15 protein-coding genes and 1 tRNA gene are annotated in these 13,873 nt (G+C 56.5%); 8 read left to right on the forward strand and 8 right to left on the reverse strand.

All coding sequences use genetic code 11. The annotated features are described in order from the left end of the window. Positions 1-14 precede the first annotated feature (14 nt). Positions 15-494, reverse strand: a complete 480-nt coding sequence (locus ACQCLF_RS11415; RefSeq protein ID WP_426987349.1) for a molecular chaperone DnaJ — start codon at positions 492-494, stop codon at positions 15-17. Positions 495-599: 105 nt separating this feature from the next. Here ACQCLF_RS11415 and ACQCLF_RS11420 point away from each other — a divergent pair, with 105 nt between their 5' ends. The 7 genes from ACQCLF_RS11420 (at position 600) to ACQCLF_RS11450 (ending at position 6,250) form a co-directional block, all read left to right on the forward strand. After that, entirely contained in the window at positions 600-1,136 is a 537-nt protein-coding gene (locus ACQCLF_RS11420; RefSeq protein WP_426987351.1) for a lipocalin family protein, read from the forward strand. 32 nt (positions 1,137-1,168) lie between these two features. Beyond that, positions 1,169-2,212 carry an agmatine deiminase family protein gene (locus tag ACQCLF_RS11425; protein ID WP_426987353.1) on the forward strand — a complete coding sequence of 348 codons (1,044 nt, stop codon included), beginning with the start codon at positions 1,169-1,171 and terminating at the stop codon, positions 2,210-2,212. After that, positions 2,199-3,080 (forward strand): carbon-nitrogen hydrolase, encoded by an 882-nt coding sequence (locus ACQCLF_RS11430; RefSeq protein WP_426987355.1) that lies wholly within the window; start codon positions 2,199-2,201, stop codon positions 3,078-3,080. Before ACQCLF_RS11425 ends, ACQCLF_RS11430 begins: the two co-directional genes overlap by 14 nt. A 30-nt stretch (positions 3,081-3,110) precedes the next feature. Further along, complete coding sequence (gene bcp / locus ACQCLF_RS11435; RefSeq protein WP_426987357.1) at positions 3,111-3,584, forward strand: thioredoxin-dependent thiol peroxidase; 474 nt, start codon at positions 3,111-3,113, stop codon at positions 3,582-3,584. Positions 3,585-3,922: 338 nt separating this feature from the next. Next, positions 3,923-4,366, forward strand: a complete 444-nt coding sequence (locus ACQCLF_RS11440) for a helix-turn-helix domain-containing protein (RefSeq protein ID WP_426987359.1) — start codon at positions 3,923-3,925, stop codon at positions 4,364-4,366. Between the two features lie 149 nt (positions 4,367-4,515). Further along, positions 4,516-4,845: a preprotein translocase subunit YajC gene (gene yajC, locus ACQCLF_RS11445; protein WP_426987361.1), complete on the forward strand. Its 330-nt coding sequence runs from the start codon at positions 4,516-4,518 to the stop codon at positions 4,843-4,845. A gap of 31 nt (positions 4,846-4,876) precedes the next feature. Then, positions 4,877-6,250 carry an alanine/glycine:cation symporter family protein gene (locus ACQCLF_RS11450; RefSeq protein ID WP_426987363.1) on the forward strand — a complete coding sequence of 458 codons (1,374 nt, stop codon included), beginning with the start codon at positions 4,877-4,879 and terminating at the stop codon, positions 6,248-6,250. A gap of 21 nt (positions 6,251-6,271) precedes the next feature. On the opposite strand, the gene ACQCLF_RS11455 is transcribed toward ACQCLF_RS11450, so the two are convergent. The 7 genes from ACQCLF_RS11455 to rne all read right to left on the reverse strand — a co-directional run bounded on the left by ACQCLF_RS11455 (position 6,272) and on the right by rne (position 12,141). After that, entirely contained in the window at positions 6,272-6,604 is a 333-nt protein-coding gene (locus tag ACQCLF_RS11455; RefSeq protein ID WP_426987365.1) for a TusE/DsrC/DsvC family sulfur relay protein, read from the reverse strand. Position 6,605: 1 nt separating this feature from the next. After that, on the reverse strand, positions 6,606-6,914 hold the full coding sequence (gene tusB / locus ACQCLF_RS11460) for a sulfurtransferase complex subunit TusB (protein ID WP_426987367.1): 309 nt from the start codon (positions 6,912-6,914) through the stop codon (positions 6,606-6,608). Positions 6,915-6,968: 54 nt separating this feature from the next. Beyond that, entirely contained in the window at positions 6,969-7,331 is a 363-nt protein-coding gene (gene tusC, locus ACQCLF_RS11465; RefSeq protein ID WP_426987369.1) for a sulfurtransferase complex subunit TusC, read from the reverse strand. A 19-nt stretch (positions 7,332-7,350) separates the two neighbouring features. Continuing rightward, positions 7,351-7,743 carry a sulfurtransferase complex subunit TusD gene (gene tusD, locus ACQCLF_RS11470; protein ID WP_426987371.1) on the reverse strand — a complete coding sequence of 131 codons (393 nt, stop codon included), beginning with the start codon at positions 7,741-7,743 and terminating at the stop codon, positions 7,351-7,353. A 98-nt stretch (positions 7,744-7,841) separates the two neighbouring features. Continuing rightward, on the reverse strand, positions 7,842-8,528 hold the full coding sequence (locus tag ACQCLF_RS11475; protein ID WP_426987373.1) for a Bax inhibitor-1/YccA family protein: 687 nt from the start codon (positions 8,526-8,528) through the stop codon (positions 7,842-7,844). Positions 8,529-8,718: 190 nt separating this feature from the next. Further along, positions 8,719-8,809, reverse strand: a tRNA-Ser gene (locus ACQCLF_RS11480). A gap of 149 nt (positions 8,810-8,958) precedes the next feature. Beyond that, on the reverse strand, positions 8,959-12,141 hold the full coding sequence (gene rne / locus ACQCLF_RS11485; RefSeq protein ID WP_426987375.1) for a ribonuclease E: 3,183 nt from the start codon (positions 12,139-12,141) through the stop codon (positions 8,959-8,961). A gap of 739 nt (positions 12,142-12,880) precedes the next feature. On the opposite strand from rne, the gene rluC reads away from it, so the two are divergent. Further along, positions 12,881-13,867, forward strand: a complete 987-nt coding sequence (gene rluC, locus ACQCLF_RS11490; protein WP_426987377.1) for a 23S rRNA pseudouridine(955/2504/2580) synthase RluC — start codon at positions 12,881-12,883, stop codon at positions 13,865-13,867. The last annotated feature ends 6 nt before the right edge of the window (positions 13,868-13,873 follow it).

Below are 13,873 nucleotides of genomic sequence, written 5' to 3' on the forward strand. Positions count from 1 at the left end.
TTAACGAACCCGCGCTACCCCAGCCGTTTGATCAATAGCGCTTTGGCCTCATTCACTTTGGCCGCCAAATAGTCGTTGCCGCCACGATCCGGATGCAGCTTTTGCATCAGCTTGCGGTGTGCGGCGATAATTTCATCGCGGGTTAACCGGCTTTCCTCGCCCTTGAGACCGAGCGTATCCATCGCTTCGCGCGCGCTCATGGGACCACTGGGTGGCGAGCTTGAGGAGGCTGTTTTTTGGCGCTGTTTCCACAAAGGAAAGAGCTGAAGCCCCACGCCAAGGAGCATCTTGGCTAAGGGCAACATCGCCCCCAAGACCGCAAAGAGCCAGTGCGCTCTTCCGGTGGCCACGAGCAAAATCAACCCCAGTCCGCCGCCCCAGGCCAGCATGCGCCAGAGTAACGATTTGCGCTGCTTCTCAGGCAGGCGCCGAAGGTGAGCCATGGCCGCCCAGATTCCGACGATTACGATCAGGGCGATGATTAATCGCAACATAAGATTCATCCGTTGGCTGCGTCGCAGCGTATTGCAGAACAGCTATTATAGAGAGACGGGTCGCCCCACAACAGGGGCGAAATGTAAGGAGTAAGGAGAGATTGAATGAAACCGTGGGTTATGGGCGTATTGCTGGCCGTCATGTTGTTATCCGGTTGTTCGAATACGGGAATTCCCGAGGGGTTGGAGCCGGTGGAAAATCTCGATGTGCAGCGTTACCTCGGGCAGTGGCATGAAATCGTGCGTCTGGACCACGGTTTTGAGGAGGGGCTGGAACAGGTGACCGCCACCTATTCACTTCGCGAGGATGGCGGGGTGAAAGTGGTCAACCGCGGGTACAACTCCGAGTCCGGTGAATGGGAAGAGGCCGAGGGCAAGGCCTACTTTATCGAAGATGACACCACGGGCCGGTTAAAAGTCTCGTTTTTCGGTCCTTTTTATGGCGGCTATAACATTATCGAGCTGGATGAGGATTATCAGTACGCGATGATTACCGGACCTGACCGCTCCTATTTCTGGTTATTGTTCCGCTCGCCAGAGCCTGACGCGGAACGGGTGGAGCAACTGGTGAACCGCGCCGACGAACTCGGCTTTGACACCGATGCGTTCATCTACCCGAAGACCCGGACAAATTCGTTATAATCGCCGCTTTGCGCGATTGACTGAGGTTTTCTATGTCCTTACCGAGACTGCCCGCTGAATGGGAGCCACAGGATGCGGTTATGTTGACCTGGCCCCATCGTGACAGTGACTGGCTGCCGTTGCTCGATGAGGTGACACAGCTTTATGAAGGCCTGGTCACTGTAATCGCGGATTACGCGGATTTGATCGTAGCGGTTCCTGAGGCTGAGTTGGAATCCGTGTGGGAACGTTTGGAAGCTATGCATGTGGATATGTCGCATGTGCACTTGCGACCAGCGCCCAGTAATGACACCTGGGCCCGGGATCACGGACCGATCACCGTGTTGGTGAAAGACAACCCCGTGCTGTTGGACTTTCGTTTCAACGGTTGGGGCGACAAGTTTGCGCACGACCTCGATAATGCCATCACCGGGCGTCTGCACCGTGACGGCGCCTTTCCTGGTGTGGCGTTACAGCCTCAGGACTGGGTGCTGGAAGGCGGGTCTGTCGAAACGGATGGGCAGGGCACCTTGCTCACCACCGAGGCGTGCCTGCTCAATCCCAACCGCAACCCTTCACTGTCCAAAACCGAGGTTGAGAGACGCTTGAAAGAAGCGTTCGGAGTACGCAAGATCAATTGGCTGGCGCACGGTCATTTAAAGGGCGACGACACGGACAGCCATATCGATACACTGGCCCGTTTATGTCCAAACAACGTAATCGCCTACGTGCAATGTGATGACCCGGAGGATGAGCATTACGCCGACCTGCAGGCGATGGAAACCGAACTAAAGGCCATGACGGATGCGGATAACGCGCCCTATACGCTGGTGCCATTACCCTGGCCCGGTGCCGTGCTTAATGATGACGGCGAACGTTTGCCCGCCACCTACGCCAACTTTCTGATCATCAATGGCGCGGTGCTGGTTCCGCAATACGATTGCCCAACTGATGAGCAGGCGCTTGAGCAGGTTATGCAGGCGTTTCCCGGGCATCATATTTTTGGCGTGCCCTGTTCGGTGTTAATCGAGCAAGGCGGCAGCCTGCATTGCATTACCATGCAGTTACCGGAAGGAGTGCTTTATGACCCGGCTTAACGTAGGACTGGTTCAGCACGCATGTACCGATGACGTGACCGCCAACCTGGAAGCGTCGATCGCCGGAATTCGTTCTGCGGCAGAGGGTGGTGCGCAGCTGGTGGTGTTGCAGGAGTTGCATCGCGGACTGTATTTCTGCCAGCAAGAAGACGTCGAGCAGTTTGATCTCGCCGAACCGATTCCCGGCCCCAGCACCGAAAGGCTTGGGGCGCTGGCCAGGGAGTTGGGGGTCGTGATCGTCTCTTCGTTGTTTGAACGTCGGGCGCCCGGCCTGTATCACAACACGGCCGTCGTGCTGGAGAAGGACGGCTCCATTGCCGGCACGTATCGCAAAATGCACATTCCCGACGACCCGGGATTTTACGAAAAATTCTATTTCACGCCGGGCGACTTGGGTTTTCAGCCCATTCAGACTTCCGTGGGTAAGCTCGGTGTGCTGGTCTGCTGGGATCAATGGTTTCCGGAAGCCGCACGCCTGATGGCGATGGCCGGTGCAGAACTGTTGATTTACCCCACGGCGATTGGCTGGAGTCGCGAGGATGATCCGGAAGAGCAGGAGCGCCAGCGGCAGGCGTGGATTACCATCCAGCGTTCGCACGCGGTGGCCAATGGCTTGCCGGTGGTGAGTGTGAATCGAATCGGCCATGAAACGGATCCCGGCGGGGGCACGGGCGTAGACTTCTGGGGAAGCAGTTTTGTCGCTGGCCCTCAGGGTGAATTTTTATACACCGCTACTACTGACCAGACTGAAAATGAAGTGGTGGTGGTGGACTTGGCGCGCAGCGAAAATGTGCGGCGGATCTGGCCGTACCTGCGCGATCGTCGCATCGACCACTACGGCGATCTGTTGAAACTGTATCGCGATTGAAACCCTTAAACGACTTAACCGGAGGAACCGATGGCTCTGCCCAAAATTGGCAATTTGGCACCGGCATTTACGCTGAACAATCAGGATGGGGAAAAGGTCAGCCTGAAAGATTTTCGCGGTGATAAGAACGTGGTGCTGTATTTTTACCCCAAAGCCTCAACACCGGGCTGCACCGTGCAGGCTTGCGGCATGCGAGATGCCCTCGCGGAACTCGCGAAGTACGATACAGTCGTATTAGGGGTAAGCCCGGATAAAGAGCCGGCGCTGCAAAAGTTCATTGCCAAACAGGGCTTGAATTTTGATCTGTTGTCTGATCCAGACCACGAGATTGCCGAGAAGTATGGCGTTTGGGGTTTGAAGCAGTTCGCAGGGAAGGAGTACATGGGGCTGATTCGTACCACCTTCATTGTCGATAGAGAAGGGCGGTTACGACACATCCCTGAGAAGTTCACAACGAAAAATCACGATGAGGTCGTGCTTGAGTACGTTCGTGAGTACCTGTGACACGTTTCAAACCCTAAAACAGGCAAATTGTGGAAGCAGTAATAGGCATCGGGGAATAAAATCGTATTTTTTATGAAAATGTGATCTTAGTCCCTTTGAGTGTCGTTTTTTTTGACTTTATTGGCGACATTTTTGTGACGATTGACCTATACTGATTTCGTACTGAGCGCGGGGAGCCAAGGCGCCCCGGCTCTGGTGACGGTCATCACCCGTCTGGGTGGCAGCCGTTCGATAAGGGCCGCGGTCCAGTTATCGGAGGGGGTTACCCTTTGGTGTCGCGGAGACAACAGCGTTCTTAATTTTCAATGCCCAAAGTGTTGGCATAAGGAGAGGCCTGTATGATCCAGCTACAGCGTATTGATGATCGAATCAGTGAAAGTGCGGCGCGCCCGTTTGCGACTCCGGGTGTCCGGTCTTATAGGGAGTATTTGGAACTGGCACGAATCCCGCCTGCGGAGGGCGTCGCAGCCAAAGTTCTGGATGTTCTGCACCGGCGTGTAGGGCAGGCTCCCTTGGCAATCGATTTTATTGCCGAAGACCTTGAGTTGTCCAAGCGGACTCTCCAGCGTCGGCTGCAACAGCAGGGCGAGAATTTCGCTCAGTTGCGAGACAGCTTGCGATTTCATTATGCGATCAAATTTTTGATTGATCAGCACATGAGTGTGGATGCAGTGTCCAAAGCGTTGGATTTCTCTGACCGCACCAGTTTTACCAACGCCTTTAAGCGCTGGACAGGCTTGTCGCCCAGCGTGTTTCGAAAACTTTTCCGGGATTACGCTTGATACCCCCCGCTTGACAATCCCGTTTGATACCCCGGTCGAGTCCGGCCGGGGTCCTTTATCTTTTCCCGGCGTTTCATCCCAATTGCCTGCCCCGCTTAAACACGGTAGAGTTAGCCCTTTTTCAAATCCAAAAAAATGAGGCTGATTACATGGATTTCCTGATTCCCGCCGCCATGGCGCAAGACGCTGCTCAACCGCAAGGCAACCCGATGGTGACCTTGTTGATGTTTGTCGGGCTGTTTGTGTTTATGTATTTGTTCATTATTCGCCCCCAGCGTAAGCGCCAGAAAGAGCATCAGAACCTGGTCGCCGCACTAAGCAAAGGGGATGAGGTGGTGATGACCAGTGGTCTACTGGGGAAAATCATTAAAGTGGATGACAACTACGTGGTGCTGGAAACCGGCGAGAACATCGAGCAGAAATTCCAGAAAGTGGCCGTGCATGCCGTGCTGCCCAAAGGCACCATTAAGTCTATCTAGGTGCGGTGCTTCTAAAGCCAGCCCTTAAACTATGAACGACGACTCTACCCCACACCCGTTCACAGAGCAGCTTGAAAGCCTGAAAGACTTGGTGTGGGGTGAGTTTATGCTGGTGCTGATCGTCGGCACCGGTCTCTTCCTGATGGTACGCCTGGGGGGCATGCCCCTGAGGCGTATCGGTACCGCCTTCCGCCAACTCTTTGAAGGTCGCCGTGCCCGTGGCACTGGTGATATTACCAGTTTCAACGCGCTAATGACGGCGCTTTCCGCTACGGTGGGCACCGGTAATATTGTCGGTGTGGCGACGGCAATTGGCATGGGTGGACCCGGCGCCCTGTTCTGGATGTGGTGCAGTGCTCTGGTGGGGATGGCGACAAAATACGCTGAAGCGGTTTGTGCGGTACATTATCGCGAAACTGACCAGCGTGGGCATCACATTGGCGGCCCTATGTACTACATCAAAAATGGCCTCGGGCGTCGCTGGGTCTGGCTGGGTGCAGTGTTTGCATTCTTCGGTATGCTGGCTGGCTTCGGCATTGGTAATACGGTTCAGGCCAACTCGGTAGCCGATGCGCTGTCGGAAAGCTTTGGTATTAATTCCTGGGTGACCAGCGCGGTGCTGATGGCACTGGTGGGTGCGGTGTTGATTGGTGGGGTCAAGCGTCTGGGGCTCGTAGCAGGGCGGCTGGTTCCTTTTATGGCGTTGCTGTATCTGCTGTGCGGGCTGACAGTACTCGCGTTAAATCTGTCGGCTCTGCCGGGGGCTCTGGTGTTAGTGGTTGAATCGGCCTTTACAGGAACGGCGGCAGCGGGTGGGTTTGCCGGGGCCACGGTGATGATGGCCATTCAGTACGGGGTGGCAAGGGGCGTATTTTCTAATGAGGCCGGCCTGGGAAGTGCGCCAATTGCGCACGCGGCGGCACAAACCGACAGCCCGGTGCGTCAGGGACTGGTCGCCATGCTCGGGACTTTCATTGACACCCTGGTTATTTGTACGGTGACAGGCCTCGTGCTGGTGGTTACCGGGGCCTGGGAGACGGGCGCTAAAGGCGCCGTCATGTCTCAGGCAGCGTTTGGCGACGCATTGCCCAACGGTCATCATCTGGTGGCGGTGTGCCTTTCTCTGTTTGCATTTACCACCTTGCTGGGGTGGAGCTATTATGGAGAGCGCTGTGCACAATACTTGTTTGGCGAGCGTGCCATCAAGCCTTTCCGAATCGTCTGGATTATAGCCATTCCCGTAGGTGCGAACTTGAGCCTGGGTGTGGTTTGGATCCTGGCGGACATCCTGAATGGCCTTATGGCTATTCCCAATCTTATCGCCTTACTGGCGCTCTCCGGCGTGGTAGTAGGGCTGACTCGTAACTACTTTGCGCGGGCCAAAACTGACTCCCTGGGGCTGTAGAAGGGCAAGTTAGCGGGGCAATTACAGGCAATTGTCGGGGCGGGGAAGTCCTGCGATTTTACTGGCGACTTTGGCCGGGCTTGGCGGAAAGAGAGACAATAGGTAGATGCTGCGGCCTTTATCGGCTCCCAACTGCTTTCCGATCCATTTCACGAGGGGTCTCATGGCGGGTGAGAGTTCAAAGGTTCTGTAGAAGGACCGAAGCGCTTCAATCACCTCCCAGTGAGCAGGAGTCAGAGTAAGGCCTTCCTCGGCGGCCAGTGCCTCGGCGGCGGCGGGCGACCAGTCTTCCAGGTGCCGCAAATAGCCTTCCTTATCTGTCTCGAGCAGCTGCTGACCGACTTTCAAGCCCATCTCAATACCAGCTCTGAACGGTTTTCAAGGTCGTGGAAAGCGTCACAAAGCCGTCGTAGTCCATGGTGGTTATCCAGTCCACACTCCTGGAGGTAAGCCCACGAGCATCCAGGTCAGGCCCGAGTGCCGCTACCGTCACACCGCTGTCCGCCAGTGTTTTCAAGCGTTTCTGGACGGGCGAGGACGGCAGGGCTGCGTAAACGCCATCCTCTATTAATAACAGCGCATCGCCCGGCTGGCAGATGGCCATGCAGGACACTAGCGTGCTGTGCGTAAACGGCGACTTGTTCACCGTGTGCAAAGTGCTCATGGTTTTGTTGGGCCTGATGATTCGAGGTTGCAGCCTCTGGGTAAACGGGGCTGGCTAAAAACTCAGTAACTGATCCTGTTCCGACATTAACCGGGCAACAGCGTCGTCCGTCAGTGCCGTAATTGACGCCATGCACAGCTCTTCGACGGTCAAACCTCTCGCGCTCAGCGAAGGGGCGTGAACGTAGACCTGCTCTACATCGTAAAGCGGTAGAGCGGACAGGCTGGCAGCCAGATTTTTTTGGGGCAGTGCGCCGGGCGCCTGACCCGAGGTGAGCTGGAAAACGCCGTCATCCATGAACAAGACAGCCACGTCCTGGCCGAACACCGCCGTCGCCAGCAGGGCATCGAGAGCCTCTCTCGCCGCGCTGGTTCCGTAGGGCGCATGACGCATAATAAACAATAAACGTCGGTTCATTCCAGACTCCTGTCGGCTTTTAGGCGCCAAAGGTCACTAGGCGGTCGGCGTGGACGGCGGCATCGACCCACTGGCCTAGTCCGCTCAAGCTGAACTCGGGAGCGAGGTTGGCCACATCGAGCCCGTAACGATTGGCTTCTTCCGGGTCTATGACACCGCGACGAAGAGCGGCGGCAATGCAGACGACGATGTCCAGGTGGTGTTCGCGGGCGAGGTTTCTCCAGGCCTGCGTCAAACCCTGTTCGTCCTGGGGTGGCGTAGCCAGACTGTTGCCGGTATAAACGCCATCCTGATAAAAAAACACGCGATAAAGGCTGTGTCCCTGAGCCAGTAGCGCCCGTGCAAAGCTCAGAGCTGTCTGACTGGCTTGAGCGGTAAAAGGTGAGGCGTAAATCGCAAGCGCGAATTTCATAATCGACTCCGGCAGTACTCAATACCCGCATGGATCGGATGGCAGCAATAAAAAGGCCCCGGAAACCGGGGCCTTTCGGACTACCATTATCGAACAGTTTACTCGTTGCTGGCACCAATTAAGTGCAACAAGCTGGTAAACAGGTTGATGATCGACAAGTAAAGAGTTGTTGTGGCCAGAATGTAGTTGGTTTCACCCCCGTGGATGATGGCGCTGGTCTGGAACAGAATCAATGCTGACATCAACAGCACGATACCGGCAGAAAAGGCCAGGCTCAACGCGGATACATCAAAGCCAAAGAGGGATGCCCCCATCAAAACCAGCATGGCGACAATCATTACCACCATACCGGTGAAGACAAAGCCTCTCAGGAAGCTGAAATCCTTACGGGTGGTCAGTGTGTACCCGGACAGGCCCAGGAAAATAACGGCTGTGCCGCCCAATGCCTGCATGATAATGGAGCCGCCGTTAGACATTGCCATGTAGTGGTTCAAAATAGGACCGAGACCGGCGCCGATCAAACCCGTAAATGCGAACACGACACCGAGTCCGGCAGGGGAGTTGGCGGTTCTCGGTAACACAAACCAGATCAGCCCCAGGGCGACGAGGCTCATGATCATACCCATACCATGTGGTACGTTCAGCGCCATTGAGATGGCCGCGGCGACTGCACTGAAAGCCAGGGTGATGCCTAACAGCATGTAGGTGTTACGCAGAACCTTGTTGACCTCAATGCTGTTGCCAATATCGACGCGGGCATTTTGACTGTAAAGCTGGTCTCGCATTGTCGTTCTCCATTGATGACAGTAATTCGCTGTCTCAGATCATACAGAGGTGGCGGAACCCTGCCAAGTATTGTTGCCAGGGGTTTGACCACGGCAGAAGGTGCGGGTTCAACGATGGATATCAGGGCCTTTAGCCTGTTTTTCAAGCGGACATAAAAAAACCTCCTGAGGTTTTCAGGAGGTTTTTAAATGGCGGAAGGGCAGGGATTCGAACCCTGGGTAGGCTATTAACCTACGGCGGTTTTCAAGACCGCTGCATTCAACCGCTCTGCCACCCTTCCGGAACGGGGCAGATTATACAGAGCTTTTTGTGTGGAGCAAGGGGAGAGTCTGAAAAACTCATAGAATTCACAGGCTTAGGTGTTAAAAAAGGCCCCCTCACTGGCAGTGAGGAGGCCTTTATCAGGATGGCTGTTTTAGCCTTCGACGTTTACTCGCCCGATGGACTTTCCGTCATCGTCTGAGCCTGCTGACGATTGCGTGGGTCGTTGGTGGGGCGACGTAGCGGTCGTGGATTATGGGTCACCGAGGGCGGCTGTCGGGTATCGAGCGCCTGAAGTTGGGTGATAGCCCGACGCTCTGTCTGAATCTCCGCTGGGGTTTTCGGCGCAGGCGCCAGCCGTGGGTCATTGGCAGCCCTTGTCTGTCCTTTGTCGTTCACGACACTGGCGTCGCTAGATGTGTTGGCCGTCGTTGGCTGCTGAGGCGTTGCCGGGGTCGTAGTGGTCTCTGGTGCTTCTTCAGGTTCAGAGTCCTCGGCGATTTCAGGCGTCTGGGGCTCCACAGGGGCGTTCTCTGGCACGCTCCTGTCACCTTCGGATGAGATGTTCTTGTCTTTTGCCGTAACGGCTACCTGATCGGACTCCTCACCGTGAGAGGGCGACGGGGTGTTGTCGCGGAAAGTCTTCTCGGCAACGGCCTGGGGAGCGGGCTTGTTCTCGGTATTATCGGATACAGAGCCATTGCCGCTGGTAGTCACTCGGCTTTCGGTGGGCGTTTCTTCATCGCGAAGCACGGCCGTCGCGGTGAGACTGTAGGCAGCGCTGTTGTCGCTTGATACCGGGCGCGGCTCACCGACCTGTCGCTGACTGACCTGGGCTGTGCGACGCGGTGCCTGGATGGGGGCGTCACGCTCTGAGGAAGCCGGCTCCACGTTGGCAACTTCGGAGGATTTCTCGTTGCGTTTCTTTTCGGGTCCAGTGTTTTCGGACCCAGTGTTGCCAGAGTCGGTCTTGTCGGACTCGACCTTGCTGGACGCGACGGTGCTAGAGCGCTCGGTTTTTTGAGTGCCTTTAGTATCGGTCGCTTCCTGAGCCACCGGTTTCTCAGCGGCTTTTTCGCGAACGTTCTCTGGGCGCGTGCGGTCATTCGCCTTTGGCGAGCGGGTTGAGGTTTCCTCAGCAGTGTCCTGATTCGCTTTTACTTCAGAGGTTTTTTCCAAAACTTCCTCTGACAGTTCGCGGCGGTTGCGACGACGCGGGCCGGACCGGGGGCGACGGTTGGAAGGACGCTTCGGTGGGCGGTTCTCCTGAGTGCTGTCGCTTGAGTCAGTATTCGAAGCGGAGGCGTCAGCGGCTTTTTCGTTGTTCTGCTCTTGAGGTTTGTCACCAGCGTTGTTGCGGTTGTTTTCCTGCTTGTTGGCGCCGCCGCGACGGTTGCGACCACCCCGTGAGCGACGGTTGCCGCCTTCGCTGTTCTTGTCTTTGTCCTGATGGCTACCCTGGTTTTTGTCGTTGGCGCGCTCACCGACTGAGTCGTTACGCTTGTCGGACTTTGCATCGACATCGGTGGCGCGCTCGGAACCACGACGCCCGCCTCGGCGTCCGCGACCATCGCGACGGCGGTTTTGCGTGTTGCCACGTCCGTGCCGACTGCGTTGGTGGCCCTGGCTGCGTTTGTTGGAGGATTTTTTCGGCGTTTTCTCTTCGCTTTTAAACAGGCCAACCAGCAGCGCAACGACACGCTCCCAGAGTCCGGGTTGTTTGGCTTTAGCGGGCGTCGGTGCTGCTTGAGCAGGAGCCGTGGGTTGAACTGCCGGTTGGGGCAGTGGCGCCGGTTTGGCATTAGCGTCGGTTTCTTCCTCCTGGTGCTCATCGGCGGTGGCGACGATTTTGTAGCTGGTTTCCAGTGTGCCTTCGTCATCGTCTCGCAGCCGCTGAACCTCGAAGTGCGGGGTCATCATTTCGGCATTGGGGACGATGACTACCCGAGTGCTATTGCGTTGCTCGATATTGGAAATGGTTTTGCGTTTTTCGTTCAGCAGATACGTGGCAACGGAAACCGGTGCAATGGCACGGATCTCGGCGCTACGTTCTTTTTGTGCTTCTTCTTCCACCAGTCGCAGGATGGAAAGCGCCAGTGAGCGAGTGCCGCGAATGGTTCCCTGACCGTTACAGCGGGGGCAGACTTTGGAGTGTACCTCGCCGAGAGAGGGGCGCAGCCGCTGGCGAGACATTTCCAGAAGACCAAATCGGGAGATGCGTCCTACCTGAACGCGTGCGCGATCCATTTCGAGTGCATCGCGCATGCGGTTTTCCACCTCGCGTTGATTGCGGGCAGGCTGCATGTCGATGAAGTCGATAACAATCAAGCCGCCCATATCGCGCAGGCGCAGCTGGCGGGCAATTTCGTCGGCGGCTTCCAGGTTGGTTTGCAAAGCGGTTTCTTCAATATCACCGCCTTTGGTGGCGCGTGACGAGTTAATATCGATGGAGACCAGTGCTTCGGTGACGTCAATCACAATCGAGCCACCCGAGGGCAGTTTGACTTCGCGCTGGAAGGCCGTTTCGATCTGACTTTCGATCTGGTAGCGGTTGAACAGTGGAATGTCGTCCTGATACAGCTTCACTTTGCTGCCAAAGTTGGGCATGACCTGCTGGATGAAGCCGCCCGCCAGATCGTAGGCTTCCTTGTTGTCCACGATGACTTCGCCGACGTCCTGGCGCAGGTAATCGCGAATGGCACGAATAATGACGTTGCTTTCCTGAAACAGGAAATTAGGCGCTGGGGCCGCCTTTGCAGCGTTGTCGATGGATTCCCACAACTGCAACAGATAGTTCAGGTCCCATTGCAGTTCTTCGGCGCTGCGGCCTACCCCGGCAGTGCGAATGATGATGCCCATGCCGGACGGAATTTCGACACCGGAAAGCGCTTCTTTTAATTGCGCGCGATCTTCTCCTTCGATGCGTCGGGAGATACCGCCGGCGCGAGGGTTGTTGGGCATAAGGACCAGGTAGCGGCCCGCCAGGCTGACGAAGGTGGTTAGAGCGGCACCTTTATTGCCGCGCTCTTCCTTGTCGACCTGAACAATAACTTCGGTTCCCTCTTTGACGACCTCTTTGATTTTGAGGCGGCCTTCAACATCGTTGGGGGATTTGGTGAAGTATTCGCGGGAGATTTCCTTGAGCGGGAGGAAACCGTGACGCTCTGCGCCATAATCGACGAAAGCGGCTTCCAGGCTGGGTTCTACGCGGGTAATTTTGCCTTTGTAGATGTTGGCTTTTTTCTGTTCCCGGTTACGGTTTTCGATGTCCAGGTCGTACAGCCACTGGCCGTCGACCAGAGCAACGCGCAACTCTTCGGGTTGAGTTGCGTTAATCAGCATTCTTTTCATGCGTTACCTAATGTTAGTCCGGGCGCCGGGGCGACGGAATAACCAGGGTTAACGCTGTTGTGTTTACAACCTCAGGCAGCGCACGTAATAAGGGCGCTAGACCGGGGAGAGGGCAGGGGCGAACGCGTGGCCACAGCCTCCGCCCGGCGTGTGACCGGTCGGCGAAGGGGGTGGAATGTCGCCTTGATCTTCATACAATCCTGCTCCATAAGACTCTATTTTCCGCAGACTCTTTTCTGCTTTGGGCTTCAGGCAGCACAGGCGCTGCGTGGAATCTGGCGTTACCGGGGCCACTGGGGCTCGCCGTTCTGGTTGTCAGGCGGCGGGGCATTTTGCCCAGGCCTTGGTTACCGCCGGGCCTGCCGGCAACGCGTAGAAATCAGAGTTCTCGCAAAACACGTACAGTGTCAACAATGGCTATCACGCGGTCGGCGCGATGGTCATGGGGCACCCCGCAAGCCTCTTTTGGCGTCATACGGTGGTGCGGTTTTGTCAGTTCACTGGCCACGACCGGGGAGGTAAAACGTCTCCTCCGGGCTTAGCGTGGCCCTTCGCTGGCAGCGGTATTTCCTCGCAACAGGTCTCGAATCCTATACCTGTCCGGAAACCTGCCTGTCCCAGCTGCCCGGAATATATCAGTAATTGCAATGGGCTTCAATCAGAGAGTGTCGGTGGACTCCAGGAAATTCGAGCGGGCCTTATCTCGCGGCGATGCGCCCTTTGCGCTATCATGCGCGCCATGAATCGACCACCCCCCTCACACGCCTCCCATAAAGCTGCTGCGCCGCCGACTCGTGTGCAGTGGTTGACGATTGACGCCGACCAGGCCGGGCAGCGCGTGGACAACTTCCTGATGGCGCGCCTGAAGGGGGTGCCCAAGTCCCGCATTTACAATATTTTGCGTAAAGGCGAAGTGCGCGTTAATAAAGGACGGGTGAAGCCTGATTACCGTTTGGTGGCTGGCGATCAGGTTCGGGTTCCGCCAGTGCGTGTCAGCGAGCGCCCCGCGCCGGATAAGCCCAGTGACCAGTTAGTAAAAACGCTGGCCCGCGCCATCCTGTTTGAAAGCGACGGGCTGCTGGTGATCAACAAGCCGCCCGGGCTTGCTGTGCACGGCGGCAGCGGTATTAGTCTGGGTTTGATTGAAGTGTTGCGGCAAATGCGGCCTGAAGCCCGTTTCCTGGAGCTGGTCCACCGGCTTGATCGCGACACGTCGGGCTGTTTAATGGTGGCAAAAAAACGCAGCATGCTGCGCCATTTACAGTCGGCGCTGCGCGATAAAGGAAAGGGTGGGGTGACCAAAATCTATCATTCCCTGGTGGGAGGGCGCTGGCCCGCCGGTCTGGATAAGGTCGATGTGCCGCTGATGCGCTTTGAGGTTAATGGAGAGCGCATTGTGAAGGTGCATCCGGAGGGCAAGCCCAGCCTGACGCTGTTTCGGGTTCTGGAGCGCTACGATGGGGCGACGTTGATGGAGGCGAACCTCATTACTGGACGAACTCACCAGATTCGGGTGCACGCCCAGTCCACCGGGCACAGTCTGCTCGGGGATGAAAAGTATGGTAATGACGCGGCTAATCGGCAATGGCGGGAGCGGGGAGTCAGGCGTTTGTTCCTGCATGCGGCCGAGCTGAGGTTTTATTTGCCGGACGCGAATGAACCCACTTGCGTCAAAGCCCCTTTGCCGGATGACCTGAGTTCGGTGCTGGACGCCTTGAAGTGCTAAGGACGG

This window comes from Marinimicrobium sp. ARAG 43.8 (genome assembly GCF_050113635.1).
Classification (GTDB): domain Bacteria; phylum Pseudomonadota; class Gammaproteobacteria; order Pseudomonadales; family Cellvibrionaceae; genus Marinimicrobium.

What these genes read in the sequence shown, in the direction of transcription:
- yajC (WP_426987361.1), top strand. Translation starts at nt 4,516, where the DNA reads ATGGATTTCCTGATTCCCGCCGCCATGGCGCAAGACGCTGCTCAACCG.
- rne (WP_426987375.1), bottom strand. Translation starts at nt 12,141, where the DNA reads ATGAAAAGAATGCTGATTAACGCAACTCAACCCGAAGAGTTGCGCGTT.
- tusB (WP_426987367.1), bottom strand. Translation starts at nt 6,914, where the DNA reads ATGAGCACTTTGCACACGGTGAACAAGTCGCCGTTTACGCACAGCACG.
- ACQCLF_RS11420 (WP_426987351.1), top strand. Translation starts at nt 600, where the DNA reads ATGAAACCGTGGGTTATGGGCGTATTGCTGGCCGTCATGTTGTTATCC.
- tusC (WP_426987369.1), bottom strand. Translation starts at nt 7,331, where the DNA reads ATGAACCGACGTTTATTGTTTATTATGCGTCATGCGCCCTACGGAACC.
- ACQCLF_RS11475 (WP_426987373.1), bottom strand. Translation starts at nt 8,528, where the DNA reads ATGCGAGACCAGCTTTACAGTCAAAATGCCCGCGTCGATATTGGCAAC.
- rluC (WP_426987377.1), top strand. Translation starts at nt 12,881, where the DNA reads ATGAATCGACCACCCCCCTCACACGCCTCCCATAAAGCTGCTGCGCCG.
- tusD (WP_426987371.1), bottom strand. Translation starts at nt 7,743, where the DNA reads ATGAAATTCGCGCTTGCGATTTACGCCTCACCTTTTACCGCTCAAGCC.
- ACQCLF_RS11455 (WP_426987365.1), bottom strand. Translation starts at nt 6,604, where the DNA reads ATGGGCTTGAAAGTCGGTCAGCAGCTGCTCGAGACAGATAAGGAAGGC.
- ACQCLF_RS11425 (WP_426987353.1), top strand. Translation starts at nt 1,169, where the DNA reads ATGTCCTTACCGAGACTGCCCGCTGAATGGGAGCCACAGGATGCGGTT.
- ACQCLF_RS11430 (WP_426987355.1), top strand. Translation starts at nt 2,199, where the DNA reads ATGACCCGGCTTAACGTAGGACTGGTTCAGCACGCATGTACCGATGAC.
- ACQCLF_RS11415 (WP_426987349.1), bottom strand. Translation starts at nt 494, where the DNA reads ATGTTGCGATTAATCATCGCCCTGATCGTAATCGTCGGAATCTGGGCG.
- ACQCLF_RS11440 (WP_426987359.1), top strand. Translation starts at nt 3,923, where the DNA reads ATGATCCAGCTACAGCGTATTGATGATCGAATCAGTGAAAGTGCGGCG.
- bcp (WP_426987357.1), top strand. Translation starts at nt 3,111, where the DNA reads ATGGCTCTGCCCAAAATTGGCAATTTGGCACCGGCATTTACGCTGAAC.
- ACQCLF_RS11450 (WP_426987363.1), top strand. Translation starts at nt 4,877, where the DNA reads ATGAACGACGACTCTACCCCACACCCGTTCACAGAGCAGCTTGAAAGC.